The 12,898-nt window shown below is 54.3% G+C and carries 12 protein-coding genes; 3 read left to right on the forward strand and 9 right to left on the reverse strand.

Features of this window, described 5'->3' with window-relative positions; genetic code table 11:
• Positions 1–15: 15 nt before the first annotated feature.
• The 7 genes from J0A66_RS20635 to J0A66_RS20665 form a co-directional block, all read right to left on the reverse strand.
• Positions 16–558 carry a cupin domain-containing protein gene (locus tag J0A66_RS20635; protein ID WP_206575761.1) on the reverse strand — a complete coding sequence of 181 codons (543 nt, stop codon included), beginning with the start codon at positions 556–558 and terminating at the stop codon, positions 16–18.
• Complete coding sequence (locus J0A66_RS20640; RefSeq protein ID WP_206575773.1) at positions 555–1,385, reverse strand: ABC transporter permease subunit; 831 nt, start codon at positions 1,383–1,385, stop codon at positions 555–557. Before J0A66_RS20640 ends, J0A66_RS20635 begins: the two co-directional genes overlap by 4 nt.
• Positions 1,382–2,305 carry an ABC transporter permease subunit gene (locus J0A66_RS20645; protein WP_206575762.1) on the reverse strand — a complete coding sequence of 308 codons (924 nt, stop codon included), beginning with the start codon at positions 2,303–2,305 and terminating at the stop codon, positions 1,382–1,384. Before J0A66_RS20645 ends, J0A66_RS20640 begins: the two co-directional genes overlap by 4 nt.
• 2 nt (positions 2,306–2,307) lie before the next feature.
• On the reverse strand, positions 2,308–3,426 hold the full coding sequence (locus J0A66_RS20650) for an ABC transporter ATP-binding protein (RefSeq protein WP_206575763.1): 1,119 nt from the start codon (positions 3,424–3,426) through the stop codon (positions 2,308–2,310).
• Positions 3,427–3,473: 47 nt separating this feature from the next.
• Positions 3,474–4,571: an extracellular solute-binding protein gene (locus J0A66_RS20655; RefSeq protein ID WP_206575764.1), complete on the reverse strand. Its 1,098-nt coding sequence runs from the start codon at positions 4,569–4,571 to the stop codon at positions 3,474–3,476.
• Between the two features lie 78 nt (positions 4,572–4,649).
• The gene (locus J0A66_RS20660; RefSeq protein ID WP_206575765.1) at positions 4,650–5,996 is read right to left on the reverse strand and encodes an aminotransferase; all 1,347 of its coding nucleotides are present in this window, start codon (positions 5,994–5,996) and stop codon (positions 4,650–4,652) included.
• On the reverse strand, positions 5,993–6,790 hold the full coding sequence (locus J0A66_RS20665) for a gamma-glutamyl-gamma-aminobutyrate hydrolase family protein (protein WP_206575766.1): 798 nt from the start codon (positions 6,788–6,790) through the stop codon (positions 5,993–5,995). Before J0A66_RS20665 ends, J0A66_RS20660 begins: the two co-directional genes overlap by 4 nt.
• A 217-nt stretch (positions 6,791–7,007) precedes the next feature.
• On the opposite strand from J0A66_RS20665, the gene J0A66_RS20670 reads away from it, so the two are divergent.
• Both J0A66_RS20670 and speB read left to right on the forward strand, forming a co-directional pair.
• Positions 7,008–8,357 carry a glutamine synthetase family protein gene (locus tag J0A66_RS20670; protein ID WP_206575767.1) on the forward strand — a complete coding sequence of 450 codons (1,350 nt, stop codon included), beginning with the start codon at positions 7,008–7,010 and terminating at the stop codon, positions 8,355–8,357.
• Positions 8,358–8,369: 12 nt separating this feature from the next.
• Positions 8,370–9,314, forward strand: a complete 945-nt coding sequence (speB, locus tag J0A66_RS20675) for an agmatinase (RefSeq protein WP_206575768.1) — start codon at positions 8,370–8,372, stop codon at positions 9,312–9,314.
• Here the strand turns inward: speB and J0A66_RS20680 are convergent.
• Both J0A66_RS20680 and J0A66_RS20685 read right to left on the reverse strand, forming a co-directional pair.
• On the reverse strand, positions 9,274–9,906 hold the full coding sequence (locus tag J0A66_RS20680; protein ID WP_206575769.1) for a TetR/AcrR family transcriptional regulator: 633 nt from the start codon (positions 9,904–9,906) through the stop codon (positions 9,274–9,276). The genes speB and J0A66_RS20680 overlap by 41 nt on opposite strands.
• 2 nt (positions 9,907–9,908) lie before the next feature.
• Positions 9,909–11,192, reverse strand: a complete 1,284-nt coding sequence (locus tag J0A66_RS20685; protein ID WP_206575770.1) for an NAD(P)/FAD-dependent oxidoreductase — start codon at positions 11,190–11,192, stop codon at positions 9,909–9,911.
• Between the two features lie 166 nt (positions 11,193–11,358).
• On the opposite strand from J0A66_RS20685, the gene J0A66_RS20690 reads away from it, so the two are divergent.
• Positions 11,359–12,693: a glutamine synthetase family protein gene (locus J0A66_RS20690; protein WP_206575771.1), complete on the forward strand. Its 1,335-nt coding sequence runs from the start codon at positions 11,359–11,361 to the stop codon at positions 12,691–12,693.
• Positions 12,694–12,898: the final 205 nt, after the last annotated feature.

Raw genomic sequence — 12,898 nt, forward strand, 5'->3', positions numbered from 1 at the left:
TGCTCCTTCGTCGATTTAGAAACTGGCCGGCGTCACCGCACTGACGATCCGGCACTCTGTGCTTCCCCGGTTAACAAACTGATGGGGAAGCTGGGTATTGAGGTAATAACTGTCTCCAGCCTGCAACTGATATTCCCTGTCGCTTTGCAGTATGGTGATTTCACCGCAGAGCACCGTGCCGGCCTCATGACCTTCGTGTACGATCCAGTCCTCACCGGTGCCGTGGCCCGGTGGATAGCGCTCCAGCATAAAAGTCAGTTGACGGTCGGGCCGCTCGGCTCCCACCAACAGGTACTCGACGCCGTCGGAGCCGATATCCGGAAGCTCACCGGGGTGATAAATGACCTTGTTCTGTCCATCAAAATCATGGGTGAAAAAATGGCTCAACGGCATATCCAGGCCATTGAGTATTTTGTGCAGATTACTGATGGACGGACTGACCGCATCCCGCTCAATCATCGACAAGGTGCTGTTGGGCAGATTCACTGCCTTGGCCAGTTCCCGTTGCGAGAGGCCGCGCTGCTTGCGTAACTTCTGGATACGTTCACCCACTTTCATGATTCTTTGGCCGCCAGTTGATCGCGGATCCTGCTTTTTTCCACCCGTCTGGCGTAGTACCAGGAAGCGAAAACCAGCAGGGTAACCAGGGTAATAATAATAGTCGCCAGGGCATTGATTTCGGGGCTTACTCCAAGCCGGACGGAGGAGAACACCACCATGGGCAGGGTAGTGGAGCCCGGGCCAGAGACGAAACTGGCTATGACCAGGTCGTCCAGGCTCAGGGTAAAGGCCAGAAGCCAGCCAGACACCAGAGCCGGGGTGATGATGGGCAGGGTAATATTGAAAAACACCTTGACCGGCGTCGCACCCAGATCCTGGGCGGCCTCTTCCACCGACATATCCATCTCGGTCAGACGGGAGCCCACCACCACAGCCACATAGGCGGTACAAAAGGTCGTATGGGCAATCCAGATGGTGGTCATGCCCCGACTGGCCGGCCAGCCCACTAGCTGAGCCATGGCGACAAACAGTAATAACAACGACAGACCGGTGATGACTTCGGGCATCACCAATGGCGCCGTGATCATGCCGCGTAGCAGGGTACTGCCTTTGAATCGCTTGAACCTGGCCAGTACGAATGCGGCCAGAGTACCCAGCACGACGGAGGCGGTGGCGGCCAGGAAAGCAATTTTCAGGCTATTGCCCACCGCATCAAGCAGCTTGTCATTCCGCATCAGCTCGCCGTACCACTTGGTGGAAAATCCGGCCCAAACGGTCACCAGACGGGACTCATTGAATGAATAGATAATCAGAATCAGCATGGGCGCGTAGAGAAAAGCCAGGCCCAGCCAGAGCATCATCTTACTGAAGGAGAATCGCATCAGGCCTGCTCCATCTGTTTGTTCTGGATACGGTCAAACCACATGATGGGAATAATCAGCAGCGCCAGCATGATAATGGCCACCGCAGAGGCCACCGGCCAGTCGCGGTTGTTGAAAAACTCTTCCCACAGAACCTTGCCGATCATCAGGGTTTCCGGACCACCAAGCAGTTCTGGAATAACGAACTCGCCCACCGCAGGGATAAATACCAGCATGCAGCCGGCGATAATGCCTGCCTTGGTCAGGGGTACGATGATGCGGAATAAGGTGGTGACGGGGGAGGCCCCCAGATCGGATGAGGCCTCCACCAGGCTGTGGTCCAGTTTCATCATATTGGCGTACAGGGGCAATATCATAAAAGGCAGATAGGCATAGACAATGCCCACATAGACGGCGAAATCCGTGTGCAGCATGATAATGGGCTCATCAATCAGACCCATACTCAACAACAGGTTATTGATGTAGCCGTTGGGCTTGAGAATACCAATCCAGGCATAGATACGGATCAGGAATGAGGTCCAGGACGGCAGAATGACCAGCAACAGCAATACATTGCGGGTGGAAGCCGGAGCCCGGCTGATAGCCAGGGCCATGGGATAGCCGATCAGCAGGCACAACAGGGTCGATACCAGGGCGATACGAATGGAGCTCAGGTAAGCGGTCAGATACAGATCATCGCTGAACAGGTAGGCATAATTGCCCAGATTCAGGTCGATCATCAGATGACCGTCCTCAAAGGTCGCCAGGTCCGTATAAGGCGGAATAGCGATTTCGGTCTCGGCGAAACTGATCTTCAGCACAATGGCGAACGGCACCAAAAAGAACAGCAGCAACCACAAATAAGGGATAGCAATGACCCCGTTGCGCTGTTTAAGCCAGCCCGTCTCGACAAAGCGTTTCTTTATTGCTCTGAAAAGGGCCATGCTTATTCCTCCAGGACCACACAGGAGTCCGGTGACCAGGACACAAAAATCTCCTGTTCCAGCTCAAACGGCCGCTCACGGCGTTTGTCGTTGGTCTGCGTCACCTGGATAAACTGGCCATCCGGCAGCAGGATGTGGTAGATGCTGTGTTGTCCCAGATACGCCAGATCGTCGATGATGCCTTTGCCCCAGTTGTACTGTTCGTCCGGCTGCTGGTCACTGAGACGGACTTTCTCCGGGCGTACGGCCACGCTCACGGGACGTTCGCCGCCCGGTCCGCTGATGCCATGATCTATATAGATGGGGGCGACCAGATTAGGCACATTGATGACCACATAGGAAGGCTCTTCTTCGGCGATATGACCGCCAAACAGGTTCACTTCACCGATAAAGTCGGCCACATAGCGACAGTTGGGATATTCATAGATATCATGGGGTGAACCGATTTGCAGGATCTCTCCGGCGTGCATGACCGCGATGCGATCGGCCATGGTCATGGCCTCTTCCTGGTCGTGGGTGACCATTACGCAGGTGACGCCCACCTGCTTGATAATATCCACCAGTTCCAGTTGCATCTCACCGCGCAGTTTCTTGTCCAGGGCGCCCATGGGCTCGTCTAACAGGAGTAGTTTGGGCTTTTTCGCCAAGCTGCGGGCCAGCGCCACCCGCTGGCGCTGGCCGCCAGACAGTTGAGAGGGCTTGCGCAGCCGGAAGCTTTCCATATGCACCAGCTTGAGCATGTCGTCCACACGCTTGGCGATGTCCTCTTTTTTCAGTTTGTCCTGCTTCAGGCCATAGGCGATATTCTGCTCCACAGTCATATGGGGGAACAGGGCGTAGGACTGAAACATCATATTAAATGGCCGCCGGTAGGGCGGGATGGCGGCAATGTCCTCGCCGTTGAGCAATATCTTGCCTTCGGTAAGGGTTTCGAAACCTGACAGCATACGCAGCAGGGTGGACTTGCCGCAGCCGGAGCCACCCAGCAGGGCAAAGATCTCACCCTCGTAGAATTGCAGGTTAACGCTGCGGACCGCCTGGTGGCCGTCAAAACTTTTGCTCAGATTCTTAAGTTCCAGCAATACCGGGCTGGGACCTTGGGATAAATGTTTTAAGGTCATCAGTGGATCCTGTATAAGAGGGGTGCCCCAGGCACCCCCCGGATTGGTTACTTACCGGCTTTGACTTCGGTCCAGACCCGGTTATAGACCCTGGAGACCTTGGCAGGCATTACTTCGAAGGTGTACAGCTTGTTCATCACCTCTTCTGGCGGATAGATGGCCGGATTACTGGTGATTTCAGGATCCACCATGCTGGTGGAGGTTTTGTTAGCATTGGGGTAGGAAACGTAGTCGCTGATACCGGCGATGACTTCGGGCTCCATGATGTAATTGACAAAATCGTAGGCCGCTTCCTTGTTCTTGGCGTCGGCCGGAATCGCCAGCATATCGAACCACATGGCAGCGCCTTCCTTGGGGATCACATAGTCAATAGTCACGCCATTGTCGGCTTCCTCGGCCCGGTCGGCCGCCTGGAAGACATCTCCGCTCCAACCCACAGCGACACAGATATCGCCGTTGGCCAGGTCGTTAATATATTGAGAGGAATGGAAATAGCGGATATGCGGGCGAATAGACGTGAGCAGTTCGCCGGCTTTTTCGATCTCATCGCTCTTCTTGGAATTAGGATCCATGCCCAGGTAGTGCAGGGCAGCGGGGACGATCTCCGAGGCGGCATCCAATGTCACTACGCCGCATTCGGCCAGCTTGGACACGACTTCGGGTTTGAACACCAGATCCCAACTATTGACCTCGTAGTCCTCGCCCAGGATGGCTTTGACCTTTTCCACGTTGTAGCCGATGCCTGTGGTGCCCCACAGGTAAGGCACAGCATGCTTGTTGCCCGGATCGACTGTCTCCAGCACCTTCATCAGGGTCGGATCCAGGTGCTTCCAGTTAGGTAGTTTGCTGCGGTCCAGCTCAGCGAAGACCCCGGCCTTGATCTGACGGCCAAGGAACTGAGCTGAAGGCACCACCACGTCAAAACCTGTGCTGCCGGTCAGCAGCTTGGCTTCCACCACTTCGTTGGAGTCAAACACATCATAGACAACCTTGTTGCCGGATTTTTGTTCGTAATTGGCAATGGTGTCTTCGGCGATATAATCGCTCCAGTTATATACGTGCACAGTATCGGCAGTGGCTGCAAAAGAAGCACTACCCATCAGTGTGGAAGCGGCCAGAAGGCGCATTTTGCTTGTGAGTTTCATTTTCCTTCCTTAATTGTTGTCGTCAGTCTTGTTGTTATTGTTGAGTTTGTTGTTGAGTTCACTGTGGTCCTAAAAAACTTACCTTAACTGTGCCTGGGCAAGATCCAGCGCCTGCCAGGCTCTTTCAGTTAAATCTTTCACATGAGATCGGTCAAGAATAAAGGGCGGCGCGATGATCATGGTATCGCCGGTGGCTCGCATCACCAGACCGGACTGTAACGATGAATCGCGGCAGACTGTGCCGGCGCGGCCGTTCCCGGCGAACCGCTCTCGACTGGATTTGTCCTTTACCAGTTCCAGAGCACCGACCAAGCCTTTGCACCTGGCTTCACCCACCAGCGGGTGGTCGGCCAGGGCCAGCCAGTAATCCTCCATGGCCTGGGTTAATTCGGTTCTTACCTTGTCTATATAACCCTCGGACAGTATTTCCAGGGTAGTCAGGGCGGCGGCACAGGCCACGGGGTGGCCGGAATAGGTAAAACCATGTGCAAGATCATTGCTATGGCTCAGCAGCACGTCACTGACTCTGTCGCTCACCATTACACCGCCAAGGGGCTGAAAGCCATTGGTTACCCCTTTGGCGAAAATGATGAAATCCGGGCTGATATTGTAAAATTGGCTGGCAAACCAATGTCCGGTGCGCCCAAAGCCAAAAATCACTTCATCCACGACCAACAATATGCCATAGCGATCGCAGATACGCTGTATTTCAGGCCAGTAGCTGTCGGGTGGGATAATCACGCCACCGGCCCCCTGAATCGGCTCGGCGATAAAGGCGGCGACCTTGTCTTCACCCAGTTCCTGAATCTTCTTTTCCAGTTCACGGGCCGTGTACAGACCAAATTCTTCCGGGCTCAGCTCAGTGTTGGCCCCATACCAGTATGGCTGGGCGATATGATGAATATTGCCAAGGGTTTCAAATTGTTCGTGCATAAAGCCCATGCCACCCAGACTGGCGCCGCCTATGGTACTGCCATGATAGGCGTTTTGGCGGGCGATGATGGCCTTACGCTGGGGGTGTCCCTTGCCGTCCCAGTAGCGATGAATCAGACGAATCACTGAGTCATTGGCTTCTGAGCCTGAATTGGTGAAAAACACCCGGTTCAGATGCTCAGGAGCCCGATCACTGATGGCTTTGGCCAGCTCAGCCGCCCTGGGGTGGGTACACTGAAAAAAGGTATTGTAATAGGGCAGCTCTTCCAACTGGGCGGCAATGGCCTGGTTGATCCTGGGCTGGGTGTAACCCAGGTTGCAGCACCACAGCCCCGACATGCCGTCCAGCAGCTTGTGGCCGTTAGCCTCAAAAATATAGGCCCCTTCGGCGTGACTGATGACCCGGGTGCCTTTGCGATTGATATCGGCCTGGTTGGTAAAAGGATGGAGGTGGTGTGCGGCGTCTATTTGCTGCAGTTCGGTGATGTTCATAGGTTGGCTGACCTCCCATTTTTATGATCTCTGCAGGCCTGCACAAAGCCCTGTATCAGTCTGGCATTGTCCGGGTAGCTGGCGGGCTGCCATTCCGGATGCCATTGCACTGCCAGCAAAAAGGGATAGTCCGCTCGCGAAAAGGCCTCAATCAATCCGTCTGGCGCGGTGGCTTCCACCTGCAGCCCCTGTCCTAAGGTTTTGACCCCCTGCATATGAATGGAATTAACCCGGATGCTGTCCCGCGCGGAAAACCACCGGGTCAGCCAACCTTGACCCGCTATCTGCACTTCATGGGCATAGCCGTACTGTACGTCCACCGGTTGGCTTTTATCTTCCCGGTGGTCCATCAGGCCATCCACAGTATGGATCCTGTGATGCAGGGTGCCGCCAAAGTAAACATTGAGTTCCTGAAAACCCCGGCAGATGCCCAGAATGGGGAGTTGCTTCAACATGGCCTGTTCCAGCAATGCCCAGTTGCTGGCGTCCCGGTGGGGATCACGACTGGCATCGTCCCCTTCCTGCTCGGATTCCTGATAGTAACTGGGATGCAGATTGGAATAGGAGCCGGTCAACATAATACCGTCGAGCCCTTCCAGTAACTTGTTCCGGGCCGCTGCCGGCAGTTCATGAAACAGAGCAGGGAGAATCACAGGCGCCACATCCTGCTGCTGGTAGGTCAGGGCGCGGATATATTTGTCCCCGGCCTGATGGTAGGCGTGCACGCCCTGCTGGATCACATCGGCACAGATGCCAATCATCAGGGGAGGCGTTGTGTGATTCAATTGACTCATACCAGTGAACAAAATATTGAAATGGTAAATTCAAGCTATTGGAGTTGTTTGCAAAGTTCAAGGGGCAAACTGCCGCTTTAGTGTGCAAATAGCCAAAGCTTAGTTTAACGAACTTGTAACAAAACGACGTTTGTCGGACTGGAATGTCCATCAGGCTTTATGATTAGATGAGCTGGACACAATTAAGTGTTCAATATAATAAACGTCGGAGATCATCATGGAGTTAAGCTCCTTTCTTGTCAATTACCCGGATGTAGAAGTATTCGATCTGATCCTGTCTGACCTTAACGGCGTGGCCAGGGGCAAGCGGATCAAACGGGATGCCATTGAAGGGGTGCTGGAAAATGGCATGAATATTCCCTTTTCAGTCATGGCATTAGATGCCTCTGGTGAGACAGTGGAAGCCTCAGATTTAGGCCTGGAAATTGGCGAGCCTGACAGGATCTGCTATGCGGATCTCAATACCCTGGCTTATTGCCCCTGGGGTAGCCAGTCTACTGCCCAGGTCTTGTTCAGCATGTACGACTATGAAGGCGCGCCTGTGATGATAGATCCGCGCAACCAGGTCCGCCATGCGGTGGAGTTGTTTAAGGCCAAAGGAATGAATCCGGTGGTCGCCCTGGAGCTGGAATTTTACCTGATTGACAAGGAGCGAAACAAAAAAGGCTATATTCAGCCGCCCATCTCCCCCAAGACAGGTAAACGGGAAGAGAGCACCCAGTGCCATTCCATGCTCAACCTGGATGATTTTGCCGAGTTTCTGCTCGATGTGGATCAGTGCTGTCAGATCCAGGGGGTGCCAGCCGATACGGCCGTGTCTGAATATGCGCCAGGCCAGTTTGAAATTAATCTGCGCCATGGTGATGATCCGTTACTGGCCTGTGATCATGCCATGATGCTTAAGCGTATTATCCACCAGGTGGCGGAAAAACATGATATGCAGGCCACCTTTATGGCTAAACCTTATGGTAAGCGCGCAGGCAGCGGCCTGCATGTGCATGCCAGCCTGGTGGATGACAAGGGCGACAACCTGTTCGCAGACGGCGAAGCCGAAGATCACCCGCTGCTGCGCAGTGCCGTGGCAGGGTTGCTGGAGACCATGCAGGAAAGTACGGCGCTGCTGTGTCCCAATATCAATTCCTATCGTCGCTTGCAGCCGAATCTGTACGTGCCCATGTATGTGAACTGGGGTATCGATAACCGTACCGTGGCGGTGAGGATCCCGGCCGGTGAGCCTCACAGCCGGCGGGTTGAACACAGAGTGGCCGGTGCCGATGCCAACCCTTACATAGCGCTGGCGACCGTCCTTTATGCCATGTATCATGGTGTCTCCAACCAGCTCACTCCCCCTGCACCGCAGGAAGGCAACACCTTCGAATTCGATAATCCGTCTTTACCCAGCCGTTTACCCGATGCGCTGGAGCTTCTGAATGGCTCCAAGGTTTTCAACCAGTATTTTGGTGAGGAATTCATCAGGGTCTATAGTGCCTGTAAAGAGCAGGAACTGTTGAAATTTGAACAGACAGTGACGCTCAAGGAATATGACTTTTATCTCAACACGCTTTAAGTAACAGAGATTATGACTGACGCAAATTACTCCTTGTATCAAGCCGCCCATACTTTTATCTACGCCAAAGGCCAGAGGATCGAAAAGGAAACCGATGTGGTCATTGCCGGGGTGCCCTTCGACCTGGCCACATCAGGCCGGCCGGGGGCTCGTTATGCACCGACTGCCATTCGTCAGGCCTCGGCCAACCTCGGCTGGGAGGAGCGCAGATACCCCTGGACCTTTGCCCTGCGTCAGAATCTCAATATTGTCGATGTGGGTGACCTGAACTTCTCCCACGGCGATGCCAAAGGCGCCATGGCAGCAGTCAGGGAGCACACTGCACGGGTAATGCAGGCCGGTAAAATCCCTTTCACCTTTGGCGGCGACCATCTGGTCAGTTTACCCGTCTTACAGGAAATAGGGGCCCATAGGGGGCCGGTGGCACTTTTGCATTTTGATGCCCATACGGACGATTATGCCGGAGGCAGTGAGTTTGACCACGGCAGCGTCTTCTATCATGCCCATGAGCAGGGCCTGCTGATTGAAGACAAGGTCATGCAGGTTGGCATCCGCACCGATCACAACCGTAAGTCACCCTTTGAGATCCTGCCTGCGGATAAGTTGTGGCGGATGAATCCGCTTGAGGTGGCCGAGCGGATCAAACAGAAAATGGGCAATGCGCCTGTTTATCTGACCTTCGATATTGACTGTTTCGATCCCTCCTACGCGCCGGGTACGGGGACGCCGGTCAGCGGCGGGCTGACTTCAGCCTTTATTTTTGAGCTGATCCGCAACCTTAAAGGCATCAACTGGGTGGGCATGGATCTGACCGAGGTCAGCCCGCCCTATGACCAAAGCGACATCACCAGCCTGCTGGCCGCCACGCTGGCTACGGATATGCTGTATCTGCTGGCCAGTGAGAAGCGAGTCCGTCTCAAGCGTGTGAGTCAAGCAGGGTCTGCAATAACAGCCTGAGTTCCTTAAGGGTTTTACTGCCGCGACTTTGGGACTGGTTGACAACTACCAGTAACAGGGCGTGGCTGATTTCATGAAAGGCCCGCCCGATACGCTGCCGCTCTGCCAGGGGCAGCGCTTTACTGCCTCTGGCCAGGTGGCCGGCCACATGATCGATGACCAGTTCATCATGCTGTTCGTCCAGGGGCATGAGTTCCGGAATGGCAAACATGCCCTGGACCAGATGCAGCAGACCGCGCTGCTGACGGTAGAGGGCCAGCATATGATCGACGAATTGTTCGACGAACCTGGAGCTGGAATGGGGGAGTTGCCGGCCGTCGTTTTCCAGCGTAACGGCCATTTGCTCAAGCCACTGCTGGCCCATGGCATAGAGTATGGCCTGTTTATTGGGAAAATAGTGGTAGAGGGTGCCCACCGATATCCCCACTTCCTCGGCAATTCTGATGGTGGTCAGGTTATGGGTGCCGAGTTTCTCCAGCAGTCCACCCGCCACTTCGAGGATTTGCTCGCGCCTGGCCCGGGATCGACGCTGTGTAGGGGTACTGCGTGGATCCAGGGATTTGGTTCCTGGTTGATGGTGCTTGTCTGCCAATCTCAACTTCCCAGTTTATCTCTTAGCGAATAATACAGCATGCCCGCCACCATGCCCGGGTAGCGCAACAGGGTACTGCCGGGAAAGGTTGGGGTCGGGTAGCTGGCCATCAGATCAAAGCCAAAGGGCGTCCCAGCAATAGCATCATCGATGAGCTTGCCCGCCAGGGTTGCCAGGGCTACCCCATGACCGGAGTAGCCCTGGGCGACATAAATACGTTGATCCAGACACTGGAAATGCGGCATGCGGTTCATCGTGATGGCCAGGGTACCACCCCAGCCGTATTCCAGTTCGACATCCTTCAATTGCGGAAAGATCTCCTCCAGGTGGGGGCGCACAAAGGATCTGATATCATCGGGAAAACGGGATGAGTAGTTTTCTCCACCACCGAATAACAGGCGGTGATCGGCGGTGGTACGGAAATAATTGATCACAAATTTCGAATCGGCCACCGCAGCATTATTGCGGATCAGCGCCCTGGCCCCGCTTTCACCCAGTGGTTGGGTGGTGACAATAAAATTATTGATGGGCATGATCTTGCCTGCCACCTGCGGGAAGAGCTTACCCAGATACCCGTTGCAGCCTAATACCAGCCGCTTGGCCCGGACCAGCCCTTGTTCTGTCCTGACCCGCAGACCCTGCTGATCAGAATCGATAGCGGTCACCCGACTTTGCTCATGCAGGCTGGCGCCGGCCTGCTGGGCGGCTTTTGCCAGGGCCAGCAGGAAATTAAGCGGATGCAGGTGGCCTGCGCGCATGTCCAGCTCGCCTCCATGGTAGCGGGGGCTGGCTAACAACTCCCTCAGTTCGTCCTTTTCTATGTAGCGTGTATCTTGGTAGCCATACTGCTGATTGAGTTTCCTGACATTATCGCGCATCTCCTGTGCATGGCTGGGCTTGAAGGCCGTATGCAATATACCGGGCACAAAATCACAGTCTATCTGGTGCCGGCAGATAAGATCCCGCACCAGGTCTACCGAATCCAGGGCCAGTTTCCACAGGGCTTTGGCTCTGACCAAACCCACCTTGTCTTCCAGAGTCGCTTGATCCACCCGTTGGCCGGGACTGACCTGGCCGCCGTTGCGCCCCGAGGCACCGGCACCGATTTCGTCAGCTTCCAGCAGCAGGCAATTCAAGCCGCGCCTGGCTGCATGGTAGGCCGTCGACACCCCGGTCAGACCGCCGCCGATGATACAAAGATCCACCTGTTGTTCGCCTGACAGGGCAGGGCAGTCCAGGCTCTGATTGCGTGTCTGCTGATAAAACTGCTGAGATCTGTCTTGCATAGGTTGCGCTCTCCAACAGGATGCCTGACCAAAACCATACTGCCCGTCCCATTCAGGAGCGGGAAATTCGCACAATCTTGTTACTGGCGTATTGTTAAAGGGTAAAATTTACTCTAGCATATCGAATAATAATTCGAAATAGAACCAAGAAAACAACAGGTGAGATATGGAAGACGTCAAGAAATGGCTGAACAGTCATCGCATCTCAGAAGTGGAATGTCTGGTTCCCGACATGACGGGCAACGCCAGGGGTAAATTCATTCCCGCGAAGAAGTTCATTAAGCAGGAAAGCCGCCTGCCCGAGAGTATCCTGATCCAGACGGTGACAGGAGAATATACTAACGAACACTACGATATCGTCAGCGAAACGGACTCGGACATGTACCTTGAACCGGATACCTCCACTATCCGGGAGGTACCCTGGGCGGATGAACGAACAGCGTTGATCATTCACGACTGCTATCTGTCCAGCGGACAGCCTCATCCGTTGTCTACCCGCAATGTATTGAAGAAGATCCTGGCACTGTACCAAAGCAAAAACCTGACGCCGGTGCTGGCCCCTGAGGTGGAGTTTTTCCTGGTGGCCCAGAATACCGACCCGGATTACGAACTGACCCCGCCGGTGGGACGATCCGGCAGAAGGGAGTCTGCCAGGCAGAGTTACAGTATCGATGCGGTGAACGAGTTCGAAAAGATCATCGATCAGATGTATGACTACTGCGAGAAAATGGAGCTGGGTATTGATACCCTGATCCATGAATCGGGCGCCGCGCAGTTTGAAGTCAATTTCCTGCACGGCGATCCGGTCAAACTGGCCGATGAAGTCTTTTTGTTTAAGCGGGTAGTGCGTGAGATTGCCCTGTCCAATGGCGTTTACGCCACCTTTATGGCCAAGCCCATGCGTCGTGAACCCGGCAGCTCCATGCATATCCACCAGAGCCTGGTGGACAGCAAGACGGGTCAGAATGCCTTTGCCAGTAAAGACGGCAAGTACTCTCCGCTGTTTTTCAATTATATCGCCGGATTGCAGAAATACGGCCCCAGCGCCTTATGTTTCTTTGCCCCTAATGTTAATTCCTACCGGCGTTTTACTCCGGACAATTCGGCGCCGATTAACTTTGACTGGGGCTATGACAACCGCACCACAGGGTTGCGGGTGCCGGCCAGCGAGCCGGAAGGTTTCAGGGTCGAGAATCGCCTGCCTGGTTCCGATGCCAATCCTTACCTGGCGTTCGCTGCTACTCTGGCGTGCGGTTATCTGGGTATCGAAGAAAAGTTGCAGCCGTCTCAGGCCAACGAGGGTAATGCCTATACCCAGGCCATTGAAGTCGCCAGGGATCTGGAACAGTCACTGCGATTACTGGACAAATGTGAACCACTGCGAAACATCATGGGCGAGGACTTTTCCTATGCCTACCGTTCAGTAAAACGCAACGAGTATGAAGCCTTCAATGAGGTGATCAGTTCCTGGGAGCGGGAGTTCTTGTTGTTGAATGTGTAGTTGAAGGGACAAGTAACACAAGTAACAAGTGACAGGTGACAAGTTACGGGTGGCAAGTAACAGGTGACAGGGCTCGTCTGATCCGCCCCTGAAAAAGTAGACACCTTAATTCAAGAGGTAAGGTGTTTATGAAAGTCACCACAAAAAGACGTTATTCGATGGACTTCAAAATAGCCGCCGTGCAGAAGTCCATCTCTTCTCCTGA

This window comes from Bowmanella dokdonensis (assembly GCF_017254865.1).
Classification (GTDB): domain Bacteria; phylum Pseudomonadota; class Gammaproteobacteria; order Enterobacterales; family Alteromonadaceae; genus Bowmanella; species Bowmanella dokdonensis.

Bases quoted from the DNA above. Each gene is read 5' to 3' on its own strand.
- J0A66_RS20635 (WP_206575761.1), bottom strand. From the start codon at position 558: ATGAAAGTGGGTGAACGTATCCAGAAGTTACGCAAGCAGCGCGGCCTC.
- J0A66_RS20645 (WP_206575762.1), bottom strand. From the start codon at position 2,305: ATGGCCCTTTTCAGAGCAATAAAGAAACGCTTTGTCGAGACGGGCTGG.
- J0A66_RS20650 (WP_206575763.1), bottom strand. From the start codon at position 3,426: ATGACCTTAAAACATTTATCCCAAGGTCCCAGCCCGGTATTGCTGGAA.
- J0A66_RS20655 (WP_206575764.1), bottom strand. From the start codon at position 4,571: ATGAAACTCACAAGCAAAATGCGCCTTCTGGCCGCTTCCACACTGATG.
- J0A66_RS20660 (WP_206575765.1), bottom strand. From the start codon at position 5,996: ATGAACATCACCGAACTGCAGCAAATAGACGCCGCACACCACCTCCAT.
- J0A66_RS20665 (WP_206575766.1), bottom strand. From the start codon at position 6,790: ATGAGTCAATTGAATCACACAACGCCTCCCCTGATGATTGGCATCTGT.
- J0A66_RS20670 (WP_206575767.1), top strand. From the start codon at position 7,008: ATGGAGTTAAGCTCCTTTCTTGTCAATTACCCGGATGTAGAAGTATTC.
- speB (WP_206575768.1), top strand. From the start codon at position 8,370: ATGACTGACGCAAATTACTCCTTGTATCAAGCCGCCCATACTTTTATC.
- J0A66_RS20685 (WP_206575770.1), bottom strand. From the start codon at position 11,192: ATGCAAGACAGATCTCAGCAGTTTTATCAGCAGACACGCAATCAGAGC.
- J0A66_RS20690 (WP_206575771.1), top strand. From the start codon at position 11,359: ATGGAAGACGTCAAGAAATGGCTGAACAGTCATCGCATCTCAGAAGTG.